General features: G+C 37.8%; 23 protein-coding genes. All 23 read left to right on the top strand.

From position 1 onward, the window contains the following. Positions 1-347: 347 nt before the first annotated feature. The 23 genes from IE155_RS13060 (at position 348) to ftsA (ending at position 25,914) form a co-directional block, all read left to right on the top strand. The gene (locus tag IE155_RS13060) at positions 348-2,336 is read left to right on the top strand and encodes a heme lyase CcmF/NrfE family subunit (protein ID WP_189378685.1); all 1,989 of its coding nucleotides are present in this window, start codon (positions 348-350) and stop codon (positions 2,334-2,336) included. Further along, a complete protein-coding gene (locus IE155_RS13055; protein WP_189378684.1) occupies positions 2,336-2,887 on the top strand; it encodes a DsbE family thiol:disulfide interchange protein in 552 nt (183 codons plus the stop codon). The genes IE155_RS13060 and IE155_RS13055 overlap by 1 nt, the downstream gene beginning before the upstream one ends. Beyond that, positions 2,887-3,339: a cytochrome c-type biogenesis protein gene (locus tag IE155_RS13050; protein WP_189378683.1), complete on the top strand. Its 453-nt coding sequence runs from the start codon at positions 2,887-2,889 to the stop codon at positions 3,337-3,339. Before IE155_RS13055 ends, IE155_RS13050 begins: the two co-directional genes overlap by 1 nt. A gap of 3 nt (positions 3,340-3,342) precedes the next feature. Next, entirely contained in the window at positions 3,343-4,593 is a 1,251-nt protein-coding gene (gene ccmI / locus IE155_RS13045; protein ID WP_189378682.1) for a c-type cytochrome biogenesis protein CcmI, read from the top strand. A gap of 42 nt (positions 4,594-4,635) precedes the next feature. Then, complete coding sequence (hemH, locus tag IE155_RS13040) at positions 4,636-5,664, top strand: ferrochelatase (RefSeq protein ID WP_189378681.1); 1,029 nt, start codon at positions 4,636-4,638, stop codon at positions 5,662-5,664. Next, positions 5,664-6,149, top strand: coding sequence for a YcxB family protein (locus IE155_RS13035; protein WP_189378680.1), 486 nt, complete (start codon positions 5,664-5,666; stop codon positions 6,147-6,149). Before hemH ends, IE155_RS13035 begins: the two co-directional genes overlap by 1 nt. A gap of 156 nt (positions 6,150-6,305) precedes the next feature. Then, the gene (locus IE155_RS13030; RefSeq protein ID WP_189378679.1) at positions 6,306-7,319 is read left to right on the top strand and encodes a Fe(3+) ABC transporter substrate-binding protein; all 1,014 of its coding nucleotides are present in this window, start codon (positions 6,306-6,308) and stop codon (positions 7,317-7,319) included. 59 nt (positions 7,320-7,378) lie between these two features. Next, complete coding sequence (locus tag IE155_RS13025; RefSeq protein WP_189378678.1) at positions 7,379-8,944, top strand: ABC transporter permease; 1,566 nt, start codon at positions 7,379-7,381, stop codon at positions 8,942-8,944. Then, positions 8,941-10,005 (top strand): ABC transporter ATP-binding protein, encoded by a 1,065-nt coding sequence (locus IE155_RS13020; protein ID WP_189378677.1) that lies wholly within the window; start codon positions 8,941-8,943, stop codon positions 10,003-10,005. Before IE155_RS13025 ends, IE155_RS13020 begins: the two co-directional genes overlap by 4 nt. Before the next feature lie 223 nt (positions 10,006-10,228). Further along, the gene (gene mraZ / locus IE155_RS13015; protein WP_189378676.1) at positions 10,229-10,687 is read left to right on the top strand and encodes a division/cell wall cluster transcriptional repressor MraZ; all 459 of its coding nucleotides are present in this window, start codon (positions 10,229-10,231) and stop codon (positions 10,685-10,687) included. A gap of 34 nt (positions 10,688-10,721) precedes the next feature. After that, positions 10,722-11,663 (top strand): 16S rRNA (cytosine(1402)-N(4))-methyltransferase RsmH, encoded by a 942-nt coding sequence (gene rsmH / locus IE155_RS13010; RefSeq protein WP_189378675.1) that lies wholly within the window; start codon positions 10,722-10,724, stop codon positions 11,661-11,663. A gap of 3 nt (positions 11,664-11,666) precedes the next feature. Then, positions 11,667-11,981, top strand: a complete 315-nt coding sequence (ftsL, locus tag IE155_RS13005) for a cell division protein FtsL (protein ID WP_189378674.1) — start codon at positions 11,667-11,669, stop codon at positions 11,979-11,981. A gap of 8 nt (positions 11,982-11,989) precedes the next feature. Continuing rightward, entirely contained in the window at positions 11,990-13,747 is a 1,758-nt protein-coding gene (locus IE155_RS13000) for a peptidoglycan D,D-transpeptidase FtsI family protein (RefSeq protein ID WP_229817295.1), read from the top strand. Then, a complete protein-coding gene (locus IE155_RS12995; protein WP_189378673.1) occupies positions 13,740-15,266 on the top strand; it encodes a UDP-N-acetylmuramoyl-L-alanyl-D-glutamate--2,6-diaminopimelate ligase in 1,527 nt (508 codons plus the stop codon). Before IE155_RS13000 ends, IE155_RS12995 begins: the two co-directional genes overlap by 8 nt. Then, a complete protein-coding gene (gene murF, locus IE155_RS12990) occupies positions 15,263-16,660 on the top strand; it encodes a UDP-N-acetylmuramoyl-tripeptide--D-alanyl-D-alanine ligase (protein ID WP_189378672.1) in 1,398 nt (465 codons plus the stop codon). Before IE155_RS12995 ends, murF begins: the two co-directional genes overlap by 4 nt. Next, positions 16,660-17,742: a phospho-N-acetylmuramoyl-pentapeptide-transferase gene (mraY, locus tag IE155_RS12985; RefSeq protein WP_189378671.1), complete on the top strand. Its 1,083-nt coding sequence runs from the start codon at positions 16,660-16,662 to the stop codon at positions 17,740-17,742. The genes murF and mraY overlap by 1 nt, the downstream gene beginning before the upstream one ends. A 5-nt stretch (positions 17,743-17,747) precedes the next feature. Continuing rightward, positions 17,748-19,124: a UDP-N-acetylmuramoyl-L-alanine--D-glutamate ligase gene (murD, locus tag IE155_RS12980; protein WP_229817293.1), complete on the top strand. Its 1,377-nt coding sequence runs from the start codon at positions 17,748-17,750 to the stop codon at positions 19,122-19,124. Next, complete coding sequence (gene ftsW / locus IE155_RS12975) at positions 19,124-20,353, top strand: cell division protein FtsW (protein ID WP_189378670.1); 1,230 nt, start codon at positions 19,124-19,126, stop codon at positions 20,351-20,353. The genes murD and ftsW overlap by 1 nt, the downstream gene beginning before the upstream one ends. Then, positions 20,346-21,446 carry an undecaprenyldiphospho-muramoylpentapeptide beta-N-acetylglucosaminyltransferase gene (murG, locus tag IE155_RS12970; RefSeq protein ID WP_189378669.1) on the top strand — a complete coding sequence of 367 codons (1,101 nt, stop codon included), beginning with the start codon at positions 20,346-20,348 and terminating at the stop codon, positions 21,444-21,446. The genes ftsW and murG overlap by 8 nt, the downstream gene beginning before the upstream one ends. Continuing rightward, positions 21,446-22,918, top strand: a complete 1,473-nt coding sequence (gene murC / locus IE155_RS12965; RefSeq protein ID WP_189378668.1) for a UDP-N-acetylmuramate--L-alanine ligase — start codon at positions 21,446-21,448, stop codon at positions 22,916-22,918. The genes murG and murC overlap by 1 nt, the downstream gene beginning before the upstream one ends. Then, positions 22,911-23,882, top strand: a complete 972-nt coding sequence (locus IE155_RS12960) for a D-alanine--D-alanine ligase (RefSeq protein WP_189378667.1) — start codon at positions 22,911-22,913, stop codon at positions 23,880-23,882. Before murC ends, IE155_RS12960 begins: the two co-directional genes overlap by 8 nt. Positions 23,883-23,884: 2 nt before the next feature. After that, a complete protein-coding gene (locus IE155_RS12955; RefSeq protein WP_189378666.1) occupies positions 23,885-24,673 on the top strand; it encodes a cell division protein FtsQ/DivIB in 789 nt (262 codons plus the stop codon). A gap of 5 nt (positions 24,674-24,678) precedes the next feature. Continuing rightward, complete coding sequence (ftsA, locus tag IE155_RS12950; protein ID WP_189378665.1) at positions 24,679-25,914, top strand: cell division protein FtsA; 1,236 nt, start codon at positions 24,679-24,681, stop codon at positions 25,912-25,914. Positions 25,915-25,963 lie beyond the last annotated feature (49 nt).

The following is a 25,963-nucleotide window of genomic DNA, read 5'->3' as shown; positions in this document are numbered from 1 at the left end:
CCCTTGTGGAGCCTTTAAAAGACGTCATTATTTGTTGCTTATACGGATGTCGGTACTTAGATTGTGTATGGAACTTAGAATTTGTGCTTAAAGTGCATTTGCTAAAACAAACATTACATTTAGCGCTTAGATAATCATCTTTTTCAAGTACAGCAGAGCTACAAATGGAAAGTTCAACGGACTCTAGTATTAATTATTTTTTTATGTAAGAAATGATTAACTTTGATTAAAAGTTAAGAAAATAATGCTAGTATTGCTCAACTTTGCGGCCCTGTAACTTTTTGTTTAAGGCTTATATTACTAATAAAGTTTTCTATGCGATTGGAATATAGAATTCGGAGACCTTCATGATACCTGAGTTAGGGCACCTAGCCTTAGTTATTGGATTAGCTTTTGCAATTTGTTTAAGCGTTATTCCTCTTATTGGTGTGCAAACCAATCACTCGCAACTAGCACGTTATGCTAAACCGTTAACATTTGGTATGTTTGTGTTCACAGGAATTAGTATATTAATTTTGGCGTATAGTTTTGTTATTGATGACTTTTCGGTTCGCTATATCGCTGGTCACTCCAATTCTCATTTACCTTATTATTTCAAAATAAGTGCTGTGTGGGGCGGGCATGAAGGTTCATTATTGCTTTGGGTTTTTTCATTAACCGCTTGGACGGCTGCCGTTGCTAAGTTTAGTAAAGGAATTGATGATGCCTTTATTGCTAGAGTATTAGCGGTATTAGGCATGGTATCAGTGGGTTTCATGTTATTTACGCTATTAACTTCGAACCCGTTTGATCGATTATGGCCTCTAGTTCCAACTGAAGGTCGAGATTTAAATCCGTTATTACAAGATGTAGGCTTAATTATTCACCCGCCAATGCTATATCTTGGTTACGTTGGTTTTTCAGTTTCATTTGCTTTTGCTATTGCCGCGTTAATGGCAGGAAAGTTAGATTCTGCTTGGGCACGTTGGGCGCGTCCTTGGGTAACTGCTGCTTGGATATTTTTAACATTAGGTATTGCATTAGGCAGCTGGTGGGCATATTACGAACTTGGCTGGGGTGGCTGGTGGTTCTGGGATCCCGTAGAAAACGCCTCATTTATGCCTTGGTTAGTCGGTACTGCATTATTGCATTCATTAGCCGTTACAGAAAAACGAGGTGCATTTAGAAACTGGACCGTATTACTGGCTATTTTTGCCTTTAGTTTAAGTTTATTAGGAACCTTTTTAGTGCGTTCTGGGGTTATTACCTCTGTCCATTCGTTTGCCTCAGACCCAACACGAGGTTCATTTATTTTAATGCTGCTTGCCATTGCTGTTGGTGGCTCACTCATACTTTATGCTTTTCGAGCGAGCAATGTTTCTAGTTTTAGTCGATTCGCATTATATTCGCGAGAAACAGCAATATTAGCTTCTAATATTATTCTTATTGTTGCTGCGGTAACTGTCTTACTTGGCACCATTTACCCATTGATAGTTGATGCGTTTGGTTTAGGAAAAATATCTGTAGGTCCTCCTTATTTTAATGCGGTATTTATTCCAATTATGAGTTGTTTATTTCTTATCATGGGAATAGGGCCGTTAATTCGTTGGAAAAAAGCTAAACAAGGTGAGCTTAGAAAGCAAATAAGTAAACCATCAGTGATTAGTATCATTCTCGGCTTAGTGTTTCCTTTTGCCTATGGCGGAGAGTTTAACTGGCTTGTTGCTATGGGAATGACGTTAGCATTTTGGGTGGCATTAGTGGTATTGAAAGACTTACGCAACCAAGCTAAAAAAGCTAAAGGTTATAGTTTCGGTAATATAAGCTTAAGCCAATGGGGGATGACTATTGCGCATATGGGGATCGCGGTCACAATAGTAGGTGTTACTTTAGTGTCAGTGTATGAAAAAGAAGTGAATGTTAAAATGTTCACTGGTGATACGGTTAATGTCTCTGGTTATGATTTTGTTTTTAAAGGAATAAAACAAGTAAAAGGGCCAAACTATTCAGCACAGCAAGGACAAATAGAAGTATATCTTGATGATAAATTTGTGAGTTTACTTAAACCCGAGCGACGTACTTATTTAGTGCAAACGATGGGAATGACTGAGGCAGGCATTGATCCAGGGTTATTTAGAGATCTGTATGTCGCATTAGGCGATCCCTTACCTGAAAATGCATGGGCAATACGTGTTCATTATAAACCTTTTGTGCGCTGGATCTGGTTAGGTGCAATATTTATGGCTATTGGTGGCTTATGTGCTATGGCAGATAAACGCTATCGCCGTAAAAAACCTGAAAATTCGTCGGGTAAGGCTAGATTATCGACTGATACTGAAGTTGGAGAGTTAAGTTAATGAACAAAATTATCCGTTTCATACCTTTAGTGCTATTTATTGCCCTTGGTGCAATATTGTATCGAGGGTTATCATTAAATCCGCAAGAAATCCCTTCTGCCTTAGTGGATAAGAAATTGCCTAGCTTTCAATTACCACAGCTATTAAAGCCAGAAGTCATGTTAACTGAAAAAGATCTTAAGGGTGATATTGTTTTACTCAACGTATGGGGAACTTGGTGTGTGTATTGTAAATATGAACACCCTTATTTAGTTGATATTGCTAAAAGTGGTCGAGTGTCATTGTACGGATTAAATTATAAAGACATTAGGGCAGATGCCAAACAATGGCTAATAGATTATGAAAACCCATACATTCTTTCAATATTTGATGAGCAAGGAAGGTTCGGTATTGAATTAGGCGTAACTGCAGCACCTGAAACTTTTGTAATTGATGCTAAGGGAATTATTCGAATGAAGCATGTAGGCCCTATAGATACCAAAGTATGGCAAGACAAATTCTTACCATTAATCGAAACTCTTGAAAAAGAAAATCAGGGAGAGAGAAGTTAATGAAACGCTTTTTAACTTTTGTTGCTATGGTATTTATTACTTTTAATAGTGCGGCTTCTATTGTTTATACCTTTGACGATGAGGTGATGCAATTACGTTATAATTCATTAGTTAAAGAGCTTCGCTGTCCTAAATGTCAAAACCAAAATTTAGCTGATTCTAATTCACCCATTGCCGCAGACTTACGTAGAGAAGTGTATGAACTGTTAAAGCAAAATAAATCAGATGGTGAAATAGTTAATTTCATGGTGCAACGCTATGGTGAATTTGTACTGTATCGTCCTAAAGTGTCTAGCCTTACATATATTCTTTGGTTTGGGCCTGCTATTTTATTACTCATTGGTGTAGTTATTGTCGTATTTGTTTTAAAAAATAGTGCTAACAAAAAACAGCCAAAACAGTTATCAGCGGCTCAAAAAGATAAACTTGAACAAATACTAAAAGACAAATAACTCATGCCTGAATTTTTTATAATAACACTTATTTTTATTGCTCTGACATTAGTCGTTGTATGGTTACACTTCCTCAAGCAAGGCCAGCAACAAAATGTTGTCGATAATAGTCTACGTGATGAAACTAATATTAGGCTTTATCATGAACATAAAGCTGAAATAGAGAAAGATCTTGAAAAAGGAAATATTGACCAAGAAAGCTACAGTTATTTAATCACTGAATTAGATCAAAGTTTGTTACAAGATATTGAAGAAAATCAAGCTGAAACTAAAAAATCTGCTGCTCAAGCTAAGCGTTTATCTATTCTTTGGCCGGTAATGTTATCGCTTTTTATTATTGTCTTTAGTGGTTATTACTATCATCAACATGGTGCTTATCAATTAGTTTCTAGCACGCCTAAATCAAATGCTGATAGTGAGCAGATAAATGCTGAACAAGCTGCTTTTGCAGAGCTACAAAAAGTAAAAGCTGAATTAGATAAAAATCCAGATAATTCTGACTTATGGTACAGTTATGGGCAAGGGCTGGTAGGAACCCGCCAATTTGAACAAGCCCAAAGTGCCTTTGATAAAGTGATAGAACTTGAAGGTGAAAAAGCAGATGTCTATGGGGCAAAAGCACAAGCAAGTTACTATCAAAACCAACAACAGATCACAGCACAAGTACAAGCTTTTATCGATAAAGCACTATCGATAGACCCCAATGAACCGTCAACAAATATTTTATTGGGTATGGATCACTTCTTAGCAGAGCGATTTGAAGAGGCGATTAGATTTTGGCAATTGGTTGTCGATGACAACCGCACAAACGTTAATATAGCCGCACTTCAACAAGCAATAAACGAAGCTAAAAATCGCTTAATGTTAAGTCAAAACCCTAATAGTGAGTCTGTATCAAATGATGTTAAGCTTGACATTGTGGTGAGCTTGTCCGATGACATTATTGAAAAATTATCCAAAGGTGAAGATAAGATCGTATTTATATATGCTATACCAACTGACGGTGCTCGTATGCCACTTGCAGCGGTTAAAGTTAAAGCAAGTGATTTGCCTTTAGAAATTAGTTTAACTGATGCTAATGCTATGACCCCACAAGCTAAATTAAGTGATGTAACAAGTGTTCATCTTTTTGCTATTGTTTCTGCAGATGGTGGTGTTGGCATTAAGTCAGGTGACTTTAAAGCTGAAATTAATAATGTTGACCTTAGTAACGATAAAACACATCAATTAGTGATCGATCAAGTGGTTGAATAAGTATTATTTAACAATAATAGTAAAAATTAGGTAAAACATTATATGTCACGATATTTAGGTCGTAATAAAAGTGTACATAAGTCAAACGTAAAAACAGCAATATTGCTGACTAATTTAGGTACGCCAGTCGCGCCTACCGCTAGTGCATTAAGAACTTATTTGAAAGAGTTTTTGTCTGATCCTCGCGTTGTTGAAATACCGAGATTGGTTTGGCTCATTATTTTGCATGGTATTATTTTACGTATAAGGCCGAAAAAATCAGCAAAGCTTTATCAAAGTATATGGACGGAACAAGGTTCTCCTTTGATGGTTATAAGTCAGGCATTAATGGCTAAGGTATCACGATTGATTGCTGAAAAGTATCAAGAGAGAGTAATCGTGGATTTAGCCATGCGTTACGGTGAACCTAGTATTGAATCTGCTCTAAATCATTTTCAAAAGCAAGGCGTGCAAAATATCATTGTTTTACCACTGTACCCTCAATATGCAGGCCCAACTACGGGCTCAACTTTTGATGCCGTAGTTAAGGTGATACAACGTTGGCGTTGGATCCCTTCATTGCATTTTGTGAGTAGTTATCATGATCATCCAATGTATATCAAAGCGCTTGCTAATAGTGTCAACGAGCATGTTGCCAAATTTGGTAAACCTGATAAGTTTGTTTTGTCTTACCATGGTATGCCGAAATTATTTTTAGACAGCGGAGACCCTTATTATTGTTTTTGTCATAAAACAACCCGTTTATTAATGACTGAGCTAGAGTGGCAGGAAGATGATTATGTAATGAGTTTCCAATCTCGCTTCGGAAAAGCAGAATGGTTAAAACCTTATACGGATGAAACTTTAGTTAGACTTGCACAGCAAGGAGATAAGCATATAGCCATCATTAGTCCAGCTTTTAGTGCAGACTGTTTAGAAACTCTTGAGGAATTAGCTCATGAGAATAAAGAAACGTTTCTTAATGCTGGTGGTGAAAAATATTATTATATCGATGCATTGAATGATCGTGATGATCATAGCCAAATGGTGTTAGATATTGTTGAAAAATACATTGGCGGAAATGAAAATTAATGATGTCAGTATATAAAACCACATTTATTTTAGATAAAGCCTATTACCAAGAATGCTATGAAGAATCAGTAGCTAAAATCCCTTTTCATCAAGCTTATTTTAAAGCCGGTATACTATTGTTATTGGGTGGTTGTTTTGTACTTTTTACTGAAATTAATCAATACGCAGCATGGTTTGTGTTTTCATTAGGAGTATTGGAAGCGGTAGCACAATATTATCGTAAACCGTGGTGGGTTATGCGACAAATGCTCAGCCGAGCATCTAAGGCAGAAGTTGAGTTAGTTATTGATGAGATTAGTATTTCCACAACATCATTTTACAGTGAAAAAATAATTAAATGGTCAGAAATTCAAGCATTAAATGAAACTGAGAATGGCTGGATTATTGTTCATCCACAAGGTCGAAGCTATTTATCGAAACAGCATTTAAATGCAGAGGTTCAGCAACAATTAACAAATATGTCACGTCTTAAAACGAGCGAATAATTAATGTAGTTTGAGTGTTTTGAGACTCGCTTTTATACCGAATTTGGTCGCACTAAAACCAAATGAGAATAATTCTCATAAACCTTGACTCATTTCCATTATATGGGTAGTCTTGCAGCATATATTTATCCCTTAAAATACCTACTGAGAAAAGCTATGTTTAAAACATTGTTAACCAAGTTTACGCTACTGACTTGCGCCATTATACCTCTATCGTTTGCGTATGCGGCTGATGAAGTAAATGTCTATTCCTATCGTCAAGCAAATTTGGTTAAACCACTTTTTGATGTTTTTACCAAACAAACAGGCATTAAGGTTAATGTGGTTTTTGCTAAAAATGGGATGGCTGAAAGATTGGCACGAGAAGGGGAGCATAGCCCTGCTGATATTTTGCTTACTACAGATATTAGTCGTTTAGTTGAATTACAAGATAAGCAGTTATTGCAGCCCGTAAAATCAATTGTATTAGAAACCCATGTTCCAGCGCATTTACAATCATCTGATGATACTTGGTTTGCCCTTACTACTCGTGTACGAAATATATACTCGGCTAAACGCCTTGGAAATATATCAATAAACTATGAAGATTTATCTGACCCAAAATGGCAAGGCAGAGTATGTACTCGTAGTGGAAAGCATCCATACACTGTTGCCCTAGTGTCATCAATGATCGCTGAACATGGTGAAGTAAAAACATTAGAATGGTTAAAAGGCTTTAAAGCTAATTTAGCAAGAAAACCTCAAGGTAATGATCGTGGTCAAGTGCAGGCAATCCATCAGAATCTATGTGATCTAAGCTTAGGGAATAGCTACTATTTTGGTAAAATTTTGACAAACCCTGAGCAGAAAGTATGGGCAGATGAGGTTAATATTAATTTTCCTAATCAAGGTAATCGTGGCGCCCATATCAATATATCAGGCGTTGCGATGGCAAAGTATGCTCCAAATCGTGCACATGCTTTAGCGTTAATGGAATTTTTAATTTCTGAAAAAGCCCAGCAATTATATGCAGAAACGAATATGGAATACCCAGTGAGAGAAGGAGTTCCATTATCACAATTAGTGGCTTCTTGGGGAGCTTTTAAAGCGGATAATTTATCGTTAGTGACTATTGCTAAACACCACAAAAATGCAATCAAGCTGATAGATCAGGCTAAATTTGATTTGTGATCTCGCGCGTTAATTACCCTATATGGTCAATCACAAGTTGGCTAATTGCACTGGCGCTTATGGCGCCAGTTGCTGTTATGGTCTTTTCTGGCCTCACTGCAAATAGTGATACCTTAACGCATCTCTGGCAAACTGTTTTACCTCACTATGTAGTAAATACCCTTTTATTAGCGCTTTATGTTGTTGTGCTTGTTATTCTATTTGGTGTGCCAACTGCTGCTATAGTGAGTCTTACTAATTTAAAAACACGAAACGTACTACGTTGGGCACTGTTATTACCATTAGCAATGCCAGCTTATGTTATTGCATATTTATATACTGATCTTTTTGATTATGCAGGTCCAATACAGCGGCAATTACGAGCGCTATTTTCTTGGCAATCACCTAATGATTATTGGTTTTTTGATCTAAGAACCTTAACAGGGGCAGCAGTTATGATTGCTCTAGTATTATTTCCTTATGTTTATATGTTAGTCAGAACAGCATTTGAGCATCAAGATCCACAACTCATAAAAGCAGGAAAGTCTTTAGGCCTTAGCGATAAACAATGTTTCTTGCGTATTAGTTTACCACTTGCTCGGCCTGCGATTGCCGTGTCTGCAAGTTTAGTGTTAATGGAAACATTGGCTGATTTTGCGACGGTTCAATATTTTGCTGTTAATACTCTCACAACGGCAGTTTATGATACGTGGCTAGAGTATGGCGAGCTGTCTACAGCCAATGCTATTGCTAGCTTATTAATGATTATGGTGTTATTAAGTGTTGCAGCTGAGTATCGTGCTAGAGCACATCAACGACATCAATTGAGTGCATCGAAAGAGCCGCTGACTATGATTATTCTTACGCCAATTCAGCAAATTATAGGAAATATATATTGTTGGTTACTGGTCTTGGCAGGTTTTATTTTCCCTTTTGTTTTATTGTTAGATATGACAATTCAATATCTTGATTCAACTGAATTTGAACAGCTAATACAAGCTGGTATGAATAGCTTAAAAGTATCTATTTATGCGGCTACTATTGCTAGTATACTTGCACTGTTTTTGGTTTTATATCGTCGGTTAAGCGGTGTTAAAAGAAGCGAAGTACCCTTGTTATTATCAGGTTACGGCTATGCAATTCCCGGTACAGTATTAGCGATGGCTTTACTTGCTACATTTGGTCCACTAGACCATTGGATAAACGATTTAGCCGTTTGGCTGAATTTATCTAAACCAGGCCTAGTGTTATCAGGTAGTTTATTTGCCGTTATTTTTGCGCTAATTACACGGTTTTCTGCTATTGCTAATGGAACCATAACAAGTGGTATCACCAAAATTCCTCAGTCTTTAGATATTGCACCTGAAAGTCTTGGCGTGGGTAAGTTACACACCGTACTTAAGGTACATTTACCGTTATTAAAATCTTCATTTATTGTGGCTTGGTTATTAGTATTTGTTGAAGCAATGAAAGAGTTACCTGCGGTATTAGTGTTAAGACCTTTTAATTTTGATACGTTAAGTACGCAAGTATACCAAATGATTTCTGATGAAAGGTTAGAACAAGGTGCTATTGGTGCTTTATTCATAGTATTATTCGGCTTACTACCGATTATAGTGCTAAATAAAAAAGAGAAAATACATTGAGCGATATTTTAACTATCAACCAGTTGTCTGTTTCGTTACAAAAAAATACGATACTTGCTGATATTAACTTGTCATTAACCTCTGGTGAGATTCTTGGTTTAGTTGGGCCAAGCGGTTGTGGTAAAACAACCTTACTTAATACTATAGCCGGTTTTAACCAGCTTAATTCGGGGTCAATTATTATTGACAAACTTTGTATCAATAATACTAATCCCGTACCTGCTGAGAAACGTAATGTCGGCGTTATTTTTCAAGATTATGCGTTATTCCCTCATTTAACTGTTTGGCAAAATATTGCTTTTGGTCTAAGTAAAGAAACCAAAGAAGAGCAAAAACTTCGCATTGAAAAGCTATTAATATTATTGGGCTTAATGCCTCAGGCACAAAAATTTCCGCATCAGTTATCAGGAGGACAACAACAACGTGTTGCAATAGCGCGCTCTTTAGCCGTAAGACCAAAAATTCTACTGCTTGATGAACCTTTTTCAAATATAGATGCTAGGCTACGAAACGGCTTAATGATAGAACTGAGACACTTACTTAAATCACTCAACATTAGTGCTATCTTTGTTACGCATAACAAAGATGAAGTATTTTCTTTTGCCGATAAAATTGCCTTAATGCATCATGGGAAAATTATTCAAGCTGGCACACCACGCGAAGTGTTTGATCATCCAAATTGTTGGCAAGTAGCTGACTTTTTACAAATAGGAAGTTGGTTACCAGTTAACGTACGTGAAAAACAAGTATCCACTGTATTAGGTGATTTTACCGTGGAAGACTTAATATTAAACAATGGCGAGCATTTTGTATTACTAGTAAAACCACAATACATTTCGCTTATTCCTGGAAATGCCAACAGCGTAGTTAAACATATCTCCTTTACTGAGCATGGATATCATTATCTCTTATCAAGCATTGACTCATCGGATCCACTAGCCTTTGAAGACTTAAGCTTTTATAGCCAATCATTGCTGTCGCTTGAACAAGAGGTGCGATTACAGTTAATCCCACACTCCTATCAACTATTTGCACATCAAACACACAGTTTTAGTACTTAGTCTCTTTTTTTATTCAATATTAAGTAAATATTTGGGTGAGAAAACCACAAAATCCCACAATTTCATAAACTTCCTTATAAGCCTTAATTTTAGTAGTGATCATGGTATTGAAATTAGTGAAACATTGCTTGACATAACTTCCCTTTACTCACTAAACTGTATCAATGTGGAGAAAAGTGGGAAATTGTGGATCTTCGTGATTCAATAATAAAAAATAAGGTTTATGTTTAGAGGCACCAGCGCAATTACGCTCGATACAAAAAATAGAATAACGATACCAACAAGGTATCGCGAAGAGCTATTTGCTGATTGCCAAGGAAAAATGGTGTGCACTGTTGACATTCAACACCCTTGTTTACTCCTTTATCCTCTTCCTGAGTGGGAAGAAATTGAATTAAAACTTTGTGGGTTGTCCAGTATGAATCCACAAGAGCGAATACTGCAACAAGTATTACTTGGCAATGCCTCAGACTGTGAAATTGATAAGAGTGGCCGCTTATTAATCAATGGACCGTTGAGACAGCATGCCAGTTTAGAAAAAAATATAATGCTAGTAGGGCAATTGAAAAAGTTTGAAATCTGGAGTGAAAACGCATGGCAAGGGCAAATGCAACAAGGCATTGCTAAAATCCAGTCAGGCGAAATAGAACTTACAGAACGATTACTTGATTTGTCTTTATAACAAACAAAATTTATATAAAACGGCGTTTATTAAAATGCAAAAAGATAAGTCCCACATTTCGGTGTTGCTTGACGAAGCAATTGCTGGACTCGCTATCAAACCAGACGGTATTTATATCGACTGTACTTTTGGTCGCGGCGGCCACTCGGGACTTATTCTCTCTCAACTCTCTGAACATGGAAAACTTATTGCTATAGACAGGGATCCAAGTGCCATAAAAGCAGCTGAAAAATTTGCTGATGATGCACGATTTACAATTGAACACCAAGGTTTTGCCGATTTAGATACCATAGCTGAAAAATTAGGCTTACAAGGAAAAGTTGATGGGGTATTAATGGATTTAGGCGTTTCGTCTCCTCAACTTGATGAAGCTGAACGTGGTTTTAGTTTTATGAATGATGGTCCGCTTGATATGCGTATGGATACCACGAAAGGTCAAACGGCAGCACAGTGGCTAGCAACTGCTGATGTTGAAGACATTAGTTGGGTATTAAGAACTTTTGGTGAAGAAAAACATGCATGGCGTATTGCTAATGCCATTGTCGATACTCGAGAAGAATTTCCTTTAACGCGTACTGGCGAGCTTGCTGCACTTATTAAAAAAACAGCGCCACAAAGAGAAATAAAGAAACACCCAGCTACACGCTCTTTTCAAGCAATTCGAATTTATATCAATAGTGAGTTAGAACAAATAGAAAATGCCCTTGTTGCATCATTAAATGTACTTAAAGCAAGTGGTCGTCTTGTGGTTATAAGTTTTCATTCGCTGGAAGATCGTATGGTTAAACAGTTTATGAAAAAGCACTCCCAAGGTAAGCAAGTACCGAGAGGAATGCCAATTAGCGAAGCTGAATTAAATAAAGGTAAAAAATTAAACCTAATTGGGCGAAAGCTTAAACCTTCTCAACAAGAAGTTGAAGAAAATGTGCGTTCTCGTAGTTCTGTTATGCGAGTTGCAGAAAGGTTGGCTGACTAACTAATGGCGGCAAAAAAGGTCGTGCTAGCGTTTGATATCTGGCAGGACATTCAACGTCACTTTTTAGTTTATATATTATTGCTGATGGTTGTAGCTTCAGCATTTTCAGTGATTTATTTAACGCATTTAAATCGTCAAACGACGATAGAACTAGAAAATTTATTAACCGATCGTGATGAGTTAGATGTGGAATGGCGAAACTTATTATTAGAACAGAACAGTTTAGCAGAGCATAGCACGATTGAAAGTAAGGCAAAAAAACGACTACAGATGAAACGCCCAAACGTCGACTCTGAAGTTATCATTAAAATTAACTGAGAACTAACGTGAGTACAAAAGCAGTAAATTACAAACCAAAAACAGTAGCATGGCGTTTTTACGTTGTGCTTTCTGTCGTGGTGTTAATTTATGTTAGTTTGGCAGCTCGTTCGGCTTATATTCAAGTGATTGAGCCTGATATGCTTAAGCATCAGGGTGATTTACGTTCATTAAGAACATCAGAAAATGAAGTGCATAGAGGTGCCATTGTTGATCGTAATGGTGATGAACTTGCTGTGAGCGTCCCCGTACAAACGGTTTGGGCGGATCCAAAAACCATTATTGAAAAAAATGGTTTAGCTATGGTTGAACATTGGCAAGCATTGGCTGATGTATTAGATCAAAATGTTATTGATTTAAAAAACCGAATTACTAAAAATCCACGCCGTCGGTTTGTCTATGTAGAGCGTCAATTATCTCCTGCGATGGCTAATTATATAAAACAACTTAAAATACCTGGTATTTATCTTCGTAAGGAGTCGAAACGTTTTTATCCTACGGGGGAAATCAGTGCACACGTTGTAGGTTTTACAGACATCGATGATAAAGGCATAGAAGGCATTGAAAATGTTTACGATAAACTCCTTACAGGAGAAAGTGGTAAGAAGCGTTATCGAAAAGATGCTAAGGGTAATACTATTGAGGTGATTGAAGATATTGAGTCAACACCACCCAAAGATCTTATTCTTAGTATCGACCAGCGTATACAAGCACTTGCATACAAGGAATTAAAAGGCGCAGTACGTGCATTTAAGGCAACTTCAGGTTCGGTAATTGTGACTAATGTCCACACGGGTGAAGTATTAGCATTAGTTAACAGCCCTTCTTATAACCCTAATAACCGTACTGGTGTCGCTGTACATCGCTTACGTAACAGAGCAATCACGGATTTCTATGAGCCTGGTTCTACGCTGAAACCGTTGACCGTTATGTCTGCTTTAGAGTTCGGTGAAATTAAAGCAAACAGCATTATTGACACTAGCCCCGGCTGGATGCGATTAGGTGGCCGACGCGTTAGTGATCCTATCAATCGTGGAAAAATGTCGCCTGCAGATATTTTAGTTAATAGCTCAAATATGGGGACATCAAAATTAGCCTTGTCATTGCCTAAAGATTTTTTTCTTAATAAATTTTTTGAAGCAGGGTTTGGAGAACAAACGGGACTTGAGTTAGTGGGTGAAAGTAGTGGCATTATGCATCAACGTGAGCGTTGGTCAGAATTTGAACTTGCAGCGTTGTCCTACGGTATGGGGGTGGCTGCAACACCGTTACAACTCGCCCGTTTTTATTCAACACTGGCAAATGGTGGTGTGAAAAAAACACTAACAATATTGAAAAAAGATAATAATTCAAATGAGCTCGATAATAGCAATTATTTTGAAGAAAGTGAGCGTGTATTTTCAAATAGCAATAGCATGGCTGTAGTAAAAATGCTGGAAACCGTCGTAAATGAGCATGTGTCAAAAGCAAAAGTTGATGGTTATCGTGTCGGTGGAAAAACAGGTACAGCATTCAAAGCGTTAGCTGGTGGTTACGGTAATGATTATGTAGGCATGTTTGCAGGAATGGCACCTATTTCACATCCTGAAATAGTGGTTGTCGTTGTGATCAATGAACCTGGCGGCGATTTATATCATGGTGGCGAAGTTGCAGCTCCTGTATTCTCTCGCGTAATGAAAGGTGCGCTACGGTTACTGAATATTGCACCTGATGCTAATAGTGAAACTGTTGTATTAGCAAGTAAGGGGGAACGAACAAATGCCTAGCGTTCACCCGATAAATACAGCATTGATGCAGTTTGATATTAAGCTTGATAGCAACATAGTACTTGATACAAAAAGTCAGATAGTTAATGACAGTCGTCATACACAGGCAGGTGATGTTTTCTGTGCTGTAATAGGGTCTCAAAGTGATGGACGTCAATTTATTTCTCAGGCTTTAACTCATAACGTCGCCTTAATTATTGCTGAGTGTGAAAGCGAAGCTGAGCATGGTTTATTTGAACCTTTGATTACAGCTAATGGTACGTCCATTTTAAAAATTAATTTTTATCAGTTCAATGAGCATTTATTTAACTTTGCTAGCCAATTTTACAATAACCCACAAAATAAATTGCAGCTTATTGGTATTACTGGCACTAACGGTAAAACCAGTATTAGTCAACTTACTGCAAAATTATTAACTTCAGTTAATAAGTTATGTGCTGTTATTGGAACCAATGGTGCTGGCGTGGTCGATTCATTAACTGAAATTGAAAATACCACGCCAGGTGCAACAGAACTTATGGCTTGGTTACATAAATTTTCAGAACAACAAGTTAGCCATGTCGCTATGGAAGTATCATCTCACGCCTTGGCACAAAAACGTGTTAAAGCAGAACTATTTAATATTTCAGTGTTCTCTAACTTATCACGAGATCACCTTGATTATCATGGAACGATGGAAAATTATGCTAAGACTAAGTATCAAATATTTAGTCTTCAAGCGGATCAAATAGCCATTATTAATGGAGATGATCAACAAGCAAAAAACTGGTTAAACAACTGGCCAACTGTGCAACCTGTCATTATTTATGGTCGTAGCGAGGTCATTTCACAATATCAAGCATATGTACAAGCATGTGATATTAGTCATAGTAAACAAGGCGCTCATTTCACCTTAAAAACACACCTTGGTGATATAGCCATCAATAGCCCGCTATTGGGTGATTTTAATATTGATAATTTGCTTGCCGCTATTGCAGTACTATTGGCTAACTCAATCTCTTTAAAGGATATCTCTGCTGCTGTTTCAACATTAATGCCGATTACTGGTCGTATGGAAGCTTATTATCAAGACAATTTTCCAACAACGGTTGTTGATTATGCACATACACCAGATGCTTTAAAAAATGCATTACAAGCATGCCGACAACATTGCCAAGGACAGTTATGGGTAGTCTTTGGATGTGGTGGTGATCGTGATAAAGGCAAGCGTCCATTAATGGGAGAGATTGCTCAACATTGGGCTGATCACGTTGTTATTACCAATGATAACCCACGTACTGAAATGCCAAAAAATATAGTGAAAGATATATTAGCAGGTTGCGATAAAACGGATTTTATAACGGTTGAATTGGAACGCCAACAAGCGGTTAAACAGACTATCCAGTTAGCAAAACCAGATGATGTAGTCTTACTTGCTGGAAAAGGCCATGAGAATTATATCGTAATGGGTAAAGAAAAAGTCGCTTACGATGAAAGAGCAATAGTGAAACAAATTTATATGAGCGAGACAGTATTATGATCACATTACGATTATCTGAAATCGCGCAAGCATTAGACGGTCAACTCATAGGTGAAGATATCACCGTTGAACAAGTAAATACAGATAGCAGATCATTAGTTGCCAATGAATTGTTTTTAGCATTAAAAGGTGCGAATTTTGATGGCCATCGTTTTATTGACCAAGTTATTGACAAAGGTTGTAGTGCATTGATTGTTGATCATCAGTGCGATGTTATTGTTCCCCAAATTATTGTTGCTGACACACATAAAGCTTTAGGAAAATTTGGGGCTTTTGTCAGAGAAAAGGTATCTCCAAAGGTTGTAGGTATCACTGGCAGTAGTGGGAAAACTACCGTTAAGGAAATGGTTGCTGCAATATTATCCCGCTTAGGCAATGTGTTAGCTACGCAAGGTAATTTTAACAATGAAATTGGTGTGCCATTAACATTATTACGTTTAGAAAAAACACATGATTATGCAGTAGTTGAGTTAGGCGCAAATCATATGGGGGAAATCGCCTACACTTCAGGACTTGTTCAACCGGATGTAGCCATTATTAATAATATAGCGGCCGCACATTTGGAAGGTTTTGGAGATTTATGTGGGGTTGCCCGAGCAAAAGGTGAAATATTTGAAGGCCTGAAATCAGGCGGAGTGGCCATTTATAACAAAGATTGTAGTCTAGCAAGTAAATGGCAATGGCGTTTGGTTGATAAAAAAGTACGTGGTTTTTCGTGTAAAAATGAATCTGATTGCTTTAGCTCAGATGTGATTTTAAATGAAGATGGTTGTGCCACCTTTAAATTAAATACCTACATTGGTAATACTTATATTGAATTGACCGTGCCAGGTAAACACAATGTATGCAATGCTGTAGCTGCGGCCGCTATTGCTATAGAGTTTGGCGCAACTTTAGACGACCTACGCCTTGGTTTAGCTGAAATGGCGCCTGTTAAGGGGCGTTTAAACCTTCATCAACTATCAAATAATATTAAGTTAATTGATGATACTTACAACGCAAATGTTGAATCAATTAAAGCGGCAACTGAATTGTTGGCAAGTTACCCTGGACGCCGCATATTAATTATTGGTGATATGGGGGAGTTAGGTGCAGACGCACGTAGTTATCACCAAGAAGTAGGTGAGCATGCCGCGGCATGTAAAATTGATGATTTACTTACATTAGGTGTCTTAAGTCAAAGTACCTCAGATGCATACAATAATAAAACAGGGAAAGACTCGAGTCATTTTAGTGAGCGTTCGGCATTAATTACACGCTTAAAAGCACTCCTAACAGATGAAGAACAACAAATATCTATTCTAGTTAAAGGCTCACGTAGTGCCCGCATGGAATACGTAGTTCAAGATATAATTCAATGGTGTGAAAGCCAAGTAACAGAGGAGCAAGTCTAATGTTACTTTGGTTAGGCGAATATTTAACGCAATATTATAGTTTTTTTAATGTATTTTCTTATTTAACATTTCGAGCCATTGTGTCGACATTAACGGCATTGGGCATTGCTTTATTTTTTGGACCAAAGTTAATTCGTGCGTTACAAAGAATGCAAATAGGTCAAACAGTACGGGATGATGGCCCGGAAAGTCACTTATCTAAATCTGGTACACCCACAATGGGCGGATTATTAATATTAGCCGCCATTATCATTAGTGTATTGCTTTGGGCAGATTTAACCAATCGCTATGTGTGGGCGGTACTTTTTGTCGTATCGAGCTTCGGTATTATAGGGTTTGTAGATGATTATCGAAAAGTTATTCGTAAAGATTCAAATGGGTTAATTGCACGTTGGAAGTATTTTTGGCAAACCATTATTGGTTTGGGCGTTGCATTTTTCTTGTATGTAAGTGCTCAATCACCTCAAGAAACGGCTCTAATTGTGCCTTTTGTTAAAGAGGTAATGCCACAATTAGGCGTACTTTATATTTTATTAGCTTACTTCGTCATTGTCGGTACAAGTAACGCAGTTAATTTAACAGATGGTTTAGATGGTTTAGCGATTGTTCCTACAATTATGGTCGCTGGAGCTTTTGCGGTATTTGCTTATGTAACAGGCAATGTCAATTTTTCAGGTTATCTAAATATTCCTTATATTGCATTAACAAGTGAACTTGTTGTGGTGTGTACCGCGATTGTTGGAGCTGGATTAGGCTTTCTTTGGTTCAATACTTATCCAGCACAAGTATTTATGGGGGATGTTGGCTCGTTAGCGCTAGGCGCTTCTTTAGGAGTTATTGCGGTATTAGTTCGTCAGGAGTTAGTGCTGTTTATTATGGGAGGTGTATTCGTTATGGAAACCGTCTCCGTTATTCTGCAAGTAGGCTCTTATAAATTACGTGGACAACGTATCTTTAGAATGGCACCAATACACCATCATTATGAATTAAAAGGTTGGCCAGAGCCGCGAGTAATTGTGCGCTTTTGGATTATTTCATTAGTTTTAGTATTAATAGGATTAGCAACGCTTAAATTGCGTTAATAAACATGATGACAAGGCTTGAGCAAGTAATTGCAACGTTAAATAACAAGAACATTATTGTGTTAGGTGCAGGCCTAACCGGTATGTCTTGCCTGCGTTTTTTACACACGCATGGGCTTACCTGTGCCGTGATTGATAGCCGAAATGATATTTTAGATACACTTGAATTCAATAATGATTATCCACAGTGTCAGTTATACCAAGGTGATTGGTATTTTGATCTGATTAAACAAGCAGATGTCATTTTACTTAGTCCAGGAATCGATATTGAAGCACAGGGTATTGCTAAAAATATTAATAAAGATTGCCAAGTCATAGGTGATATTGAATTATTTTGTCAGATAAACACCAAACCAGTTGTTGCTGTCACTGGTTCAAATGGTAAATCTACCGTGGTGTCATTATTGGCACATGTGGGTAAAGCATTAGGTAAAAATATTGGTTTAGGTGGTAATATTGGAGTGCCGGTTTTAAACCAATTAGCGAGCGATGTTGAATGCTTTGTTTTAGAGTTATCGAGTTTTCAGTTGGAGCGTGTATCAAGCCTAACAGCAAAAGGTGCATGTGTACTTAATGTCAGTGATGATCACCTTGATAGACATAAAACCCTTGAAAATTATGCCGAAATAAAATCGCGTATTTATAATCATTGTGAAACAGCAGTATTTAATCGACAAGATAGCTTAACGCAAGTACCCAGCCAATATTATGTGAATAAACAAGTCAGCTTTGGAATAGATACCGCTACAGCCAAGGACTTTGGCTTACAAACGGTTAATGGCGAATATCACCTAATGCAAGGTGAGCAGGTTTTAATACCGTTAGCTAAATTACCATTAGCGGGCTTACATAATGCAGTGAATTATCTGGCTGTTTTAGCGTTGGGGCAAAGCTTATCTTGGTCAATTACAGAAATGTTACCTCATTTAGTTAGCTTCACTGGGCTGGCACATAGATGTCAACGTATAGAAACTAATGATGGTATTCATTGGATTAACGATTCAAAAGCGACCAATGTTGGTGCAACTGTTGCCGCTATTACCGGTTTAGCGCCAACGCTTATGGGGAAAAAGTTTATTTTGATAGCAGGAGGAGAAGGCAAAGGCGCAGACTTCTCACCACTTAAAGCTTTATTTCAACAGCACATTTCAACTTTATTTGTATTAGGTAAAGACGGTGACAAAATCGCTGAACTTAGTGATGAATCACAGCGTGTTGACTCATTAGAAAGTGCCGTAGAAAAAGCAAAACTAATCGCATCTAAGGGTGATATCGTTTTACTGTCTCCTGCATGTGCAAGTTTAGATATGTTCCGCAATTATGAAGAACGTGGCCAAGTATTTGTTAATGCTATTCATAATAATATGCAGGAGGCTAGCTAATGATCAGTGTTGCTAGCAACTTTACATGGCCAACGCTTAAATTATCTCAATGGATAAGTCCTAGCCATCACTCAGTATCCACCTTTGATCGTACTTATATTGTTTTGGCAATATGTATGTACATGATGGGGTTGGTAATGGTTGCTAGCTCATCAATGCCAATAGCAGAGCGTTTATTTGATAACCCATTTCATTTTGTTGTTCGTCATTTAATTTATATTTGTTTAAGTATTATTATTGCCGCTTTAACTTTACAAATACCTATGGCTTTTTGGCATAAACATAGCTTTAAGTTGTTATTCTTAGCTATGTTGCTGTTGTTAATTGTTTTATTAATCGGTCGAACGGTTAATGGTTCCACTCGCTGGATTGTGATTGGTCCTATTACTATACAAGCGGCTGAGCCTGCCAAATTGTTTTTATTTTGTTATTTATCCGCATACATGGTTAGACGTCGCGATGAAGTCATGGAAAATGTAAAAGGTTTTATTAAACCTCTTATTGTTTTTGGTGTTTTAGCTGGCTTGCTGTTATTACAGCCTGATTTAGGCACTGTTATTGTAATGTTCGTTACGACTTTTGGTTTATTGTTTTTAGCTGGTGCAAAACTTTGGCAATTTATTAGTGTTGCCGCAGTAGGGCTTACAGCTATTTCAGCGTTGGCATATTTCTCACCTTATCGTTGGGCTCGTGTGACTAGCTTTTTAGATCCATGGAAAGATCCTTTTGGTACTGGCTATCAGTTAACGCAATCTCTAATGGCTTATGGCCGAGGTGAATTTTTAGGCCAAGGTTTAGGTAATAGTATTCAAAAATTAGAATACTTACCCGAAGCTCATACTGACTTTGTAATGGCGGTAGTTGCTGAGGAATTAGGTTTTGCAGGAATTATTTTAGTATTAGTGTTAAGTATGACGTTGGTGATTAAAGCCTTATTATTGGGTAGGAAAGCCATCAATAAAGAAAAATATTTTGAAGGATTTTTTGCCTATTCAATTGCTATTTGGATCAGCTTTCAAGCGGCAGTTAACGTAGGAGCTAGCGCAGGTATTGTTCCTACAAAAGGCTTAACAATGCCATTAATAAGCTACGGTGGTAGTTCGATGATCATTATGACCTTAGCGGTTGTTGTACTCATTAGAATTGATCATGAAATACGTTTGCAAAGTATTCAGGCAACTTCTAGCCATAGTAAAAATAAAAGAAAAAAGGTAGGCGTCAATGAATAATGTAAAAGCGCCAACCTTGTTAGTGATGGCCGGTGGCACAGGTGGTCATATTTTTCCGGGTATTGCGGTTGCTCAATATTTACAACAACAAGGTTGGAATATTCATTGGTTAGGCACAGCAAAGCGTATGGAAGCGACATTAGTACCAGAGCATGGTTTTGATATTTCATTTATCAATATTGCCGGTTTACGCAATAAGAATTGGAAAGAATGGATAAAAACGCCTTTTAAATTAATGCAATCAGTTATTCAGTCGATGCGTATTATCCGTCAAGTTCAACCTGATGTTGTACTAGGAATGGGGGGCTATGCAAGCGCTCCAGGTGGTTTTGCTGCGTGGTTATTGGGTAAACCTTTAGTGTTGCATGAACAGAATGCTGTTGCTGGTTTAAGTAATCGCTTTTTATCGTTTTTAGCAAATAAAGTATTGAGTGCTTTTCCTGGTGCTTTTAAAGATAGTGCTAAATTTCAAGTGGTAGGCAACCCACTACGAAGTGAAATTATTGCCATTGAAAATGTGATACCAGCAGAACCGAGTACCAGCAAGAAAGTATTGGTTGTAGGCGGAAGTTTAGGAGCACAAATATTAAATACTGTTGTCCCGCAGACGGTCAACCAGATAAAAATTCAACATTTAAATGTGTGGCATCAAACAGGTAAAGGTAATCAAGCAAGTGTTTTAGCCAGCTACCAGCAATATGGTTTAGAAGATAATCAAATAAAAGTTACAGAGTTTATTGAAGACATGGCTGAGGCGTATCGTTGGGCAGATGTTGTTATTTGTCGTTCAGGTGCATTAACCGTATCTGAATTAGCTATGGCAGCGAAACCGGCTATTTTTATTCCTCTGCCACATGCAGTTGATGACCATCAAACTAAAAATGCGACTTATTTAGTGGCAAAAGGCGCGGCTAAGTTGATCCCTCAAGCCGATTTTAATGGCACAAGTTTAGCGCAAATGCTTAATAGTTTGTTTATCTCAGACAAGGTATTGCAGTCAATGTCAAAAGCAGCGCACAACGCAGCTCATGCTGACGCAACCATCAAAGTAGCACAAGCGTGCGCAGAATTAGTACAACGAAGAGTAAGTTAATGAGCAATATAAACCGAAATATGCAACCGATGAAAACACCTGAAATGCGTCGTATATCGACCATACATTTCGTGGGAATTGGTGGCGCAGGAATGGGAGGAATTGCTGAAGTATTGCTTAATGAAGGTTATACGATCACCGGTTCTGATATCGGTGAAAATGCGGTAGTAAAACGTTTACGGTCGTTAGGAGCTAAAATTACACTAGGGCATCATCAAGATAATATTGAGGGTGCAAGTGTTATCGTTGTTTCAACTGCTATAGATAAGAGTAATCCTGAAATAGCTTACGCCGCAGAATTGAGAATACCAGTAGTTAGACGCGCTGAAATGTTAGCAGAATTAATGCGTTTTCGTCACGGTGTCGCCATTGCTGGTACACATGGAAAAACTACCACAACAAGTCTAATCGCGAGTGTATTTGCTGAGGGGCAATTAGACCCTACTTTTGTTATTGGTGGTTTATTAAATAGTGCAGGAACGAATGCTCGTTTAGGAACAAGTCGTTATTTAATTGCAGAAGCTGATGAAAGTGATGCATCGTTTTTACATCTACATCCTATGGTTGCCGTAATCACCAATATTGATGAAGATCATATGGAAACTTATCAAGGTGATTTTGAAAAGCTTAAAGATACCTATATTGACTTTCTCCATAACTTACCTTTTTACGGTTTAGCGGTTGTATGTATTGATAATCCAGTGGTGCGTGAAATACTACCTCGTATCGCTCGTCAAGTGATTACTTATGGTTTTTCAGAAGATGCTGACGTGATGGCGACACATTATTATCAAGATGGTGGTATGAGCTATTTCACCGTAAGTAGAGAGGGACATCCAACCTTAGAGCTAAGTGTTAATTTACCAGGACAACATAATGTATTAAATGCATTAGCCAGTATAGCTGTGGCAACAGATGAAAATATAAGCGATGAAAGCATTGTCAATGCGTTAGGAAAATTTGCCGGTATTGGACGTCGTTTTGAACAGCTTGCTAACTTATCAACTGAAAAAGGAGAAATGGTTTTAGTTGACGATTATGGTCATCACCCTAGAGAAGTTCAAGCGACTATCAAGGCGATGCGAAATGGATGGCCTGAAAAACGCTTAGTAATGATATTTCAACCTCATCGTTATTCTCGAACGCGTGACTTATATGAAGATTTTGTTGAAGTGTTATCTGAGGTTGACTGCTTATTATTACTTGATGTTTATAGTGCAGGTGAAACCCCAGTAGCAGGGGCTGATAGTAAAAGCTTAGCACGTAGTATTAGACAGCGTGGGCAACTTGAACCTATTTATGTCAGTGACCCAAACAAACTTGCTGAGTTACTTCATGCCCAATTGCAAGATGGCGATATGGTGATCACTCAGGGCGCGGGTAATATTGGTGCAATCTCTCGTGCGTTAATTGAACACCCCTTATTAGTGAATGCTTCTCCAGTTGATAAGAAGGAGAACTCGCATGACTAATGTGTTTAATGAAAAAATTGCGGTGCTTTATGGAGGTAATTCTGCGGAGCGTGAAGTGTCATTAAGATCGGGTGCAGCTGTCGCTAAGGCATTAGAACAAGCGGGTTTTAAAGTTGAATTAATCGACACCAAAGACTATTGCTTAAGTGATTTATCACAACAAAGTATTGATCGCGTATTTATTGCTTTACATGGTAGAGGTGGTGAAGATGGTTGTGTTCAAGGGGCATTAGAGTATATGCAAATACCTTATACCGGCTCTTCAGTATTAGGTTCTGCATTATCAATGGATAAAATACGGTCAAAACAAATTTGGCAAGCATTGAAGTTGCCTACAGCCGGATTTGAAATTGTGAGTCGCAATAATTATCAATCTTCAAAAGCTAAAGGTGTGCTGGCACGTTTAGGTGGTGTTGTTATGGTAAAACCTGCCAATGAAGGCTCAAGTATTGGCATGGCAAAAGCTGATAGTGAAGAACTACTAGATAGCGCATTAAATGCCGCTTTTGAATTTGACAACGAAATTTTAGTTGAGTCTTGGATTGATGGGCCTGAGTACACTGTCAGCATTTTAGGCGAGCAAGCATTACCCGCTATTCGTATGGAAACTCCTAATGAATTTTATGATTATCAAGCGAAGTATCAATCAACTACAACGCAATATCATTGCCCTAGTGGCCTATCAGCTGATGAAGAAAATGAATTACAGTCACTCGCCTTAGCTGCCTTTAAAGCAACAGGTGCAAGTGGCTGGGGAAGAGTTGATGTCATGCGGACTTTAGAAGGGCAATGGCAATTATTAGAAGTGAACACAGTACCAGGAATGACAGAAACTTCATTAGTACCCAAAGCGGCTAAAGTATTTGGATTAAATTTTGTTGAATTAGTTACTCGTATTGTTGAGCTGAGTAAAGAAACATATAAAAAGCCCAATAACGAACTAAGTGAAGAGGATGCTCTTTAACTATGGCTAAACAACCACAAGCTTCAGTAACTGAAGTACAAAAAACACAACTGCACTGGTCGTTTTGGCTAGGGGTTGTTTTTTTTGTGGTGGTTATCGTGTCGTTACTATCTTTTTCATGGTTGGTTACTGAGCGTTTATCGGCTGATGAATCAGCGCCAGTGACTTCTGTCAGTATTAGCGGTGAAATGTCGTATACGGTGACAAAAGATATTGAAAAAGCGATAGAGAATATTAATTTAGGTAATTTTTTTAAGGTAGATGTTAATCAGGTTCAGCAACAAGTAACAGCATTACCTTGGGTGTATTCCGTTTCAGTAAGAAAGAAATGGCCTAATGAGTTGAAAATTTATGTGGTTGATCAAACGCCAATTGCATTATGGAATGGTGACTTTTTAATTAATCAGTATGGGCATGCATTCCAAGCCGATATTAGTAGATTAAAAGTGAACCTGCCAGCATTTTTTGGACCTGAAGGTAGTGAATTAATTGCATTAGATAATTTTAATAATTTAAATCAGCTGCTTGATTTTAGTGACTTAAGTATTGACGAGTTGGTGTTATCAGAGCGCTATTCTTGGCAATTAACTTTAAATGATGGCGTGATGCTGAATTTAGGTAGAGAGAAGCGTAATGAGCGTATACAACGTTTTATCGATGTATATCCGCAGATAAAAGCGCAGAGCAAAGAAAATAAGCAAGTTGATTATGTCGACTTACGTTATGACACAGGTTTAGCGGTTGGCTGGAAACCTTTTTTAGCAAATACAACAGAAGATAAAAGAGCTTAACATTAATGGCAAAAGCTAATGAAAGAAACCTTATTGTAGGTTTAGATATCGGCACATCGAAGATCTCAGTAGCAGTGGGTGAAATTACTGCTGATAACAAGCTGAGCATTGTTGGCGTTGGTAACCAACCGGCAAGAGGCATGGATAAAGGTGGTGTTAACGACTTGAATTTAGTTATTCAGTCTATACAGCGTGCAATTAATGAAGCTGAACTTATGGCAGATTGTCATATAACGTCAGTTTATTTAGGTATCTCAGGTAAACATATTAGTTGTCAGAATGAAAATGGCATGGTGCCAATTAATGACAAAGAAGTAGTACAAGAAGATGTTGATAACGTCATTCATACTGCTCGTTCTGTGCCTATTTCAGCCGAACGAAGAATGCTACACGTTTTACCACAAGAATTTAGTATTGATTGCCAAGATGGTATTAAAAGTCCAATTGGTATGTCTGGCGTTCGTATGGAAGCCAAAGTACATATTGTTACCTGTGCAAATGATATGGCAAAAAATATTGTTAAATGTGTTGAGCGATGCGATTTAAAAGCCGATCAACTTATTTTTTCAGCATTAGCTTCCAGTTATGCGGTAGTGACAGAAGATGAAAAAGAATTAGGCATCTGTGTGATTGATATCGGTGCAGGCACTATGGATATATCGGTATTTACTGGCGGTGCATTAAGGCATACAGCAGTGATCCCTGTTGCAGGTAATCAGGTGACTAGTGATATCGCGAAAATATTTAGAACACCATTAAGTCATGCTGAAGACATTAAAGTGAAATATGCCTGTGCTTTACGTCAAATGGTGAGTATGGAAGAAAATATTGAAGTGCCAAGTGTTGGCGGACGACCAGCACGTTCTATGTCACGTCACACATTAGCTGAGGTAGTAGAGCCTAGATATCATGAGTTATTTGAATTAATTCAAGAAGAATTACGCGAAAGTGGTTTAGAAGATCAAATAGCGGCAGGCTATGTGTTAACTGGCGGTACAGCAAAAATGGAAGGGGTCGTTGAGTTTGCTGAAGAAGTTTTTCAAATGCCAGTAAGAGTTGCTCAGCCAAAAGATGTATGTGGATTAAAAGAGTATGTTAATGATCCTGCATACGCAACGGTAGTAGGGTTATTGCACTACGGTATGCAAGCTTCAGAATCACAGGTAAAAGAAACTAAAGCAAGTGATGGTGTTGCGAGTATCGGCGCCCGAGTCTTAGCTTGGTTTAAAGGCGAGTTTTAATTTGACTTTGCGAGTAATCACAAAGTTTTTTAAGTGTAAAAGTAGTTTT

The sequence above is a fragment of the Thalassotalea profundi genome, assembly GCF_014653195.1.
GTDB lineage: Bacteria > Pseudomonadota > Gammaproteobacteria > Enterobacterales > Alteromonadaceae > Thalassotalea_B > Thalassotalea_B profundi.
This window is presented reverse-complemented; position numbering and strand designations above follow the sequence as displayed.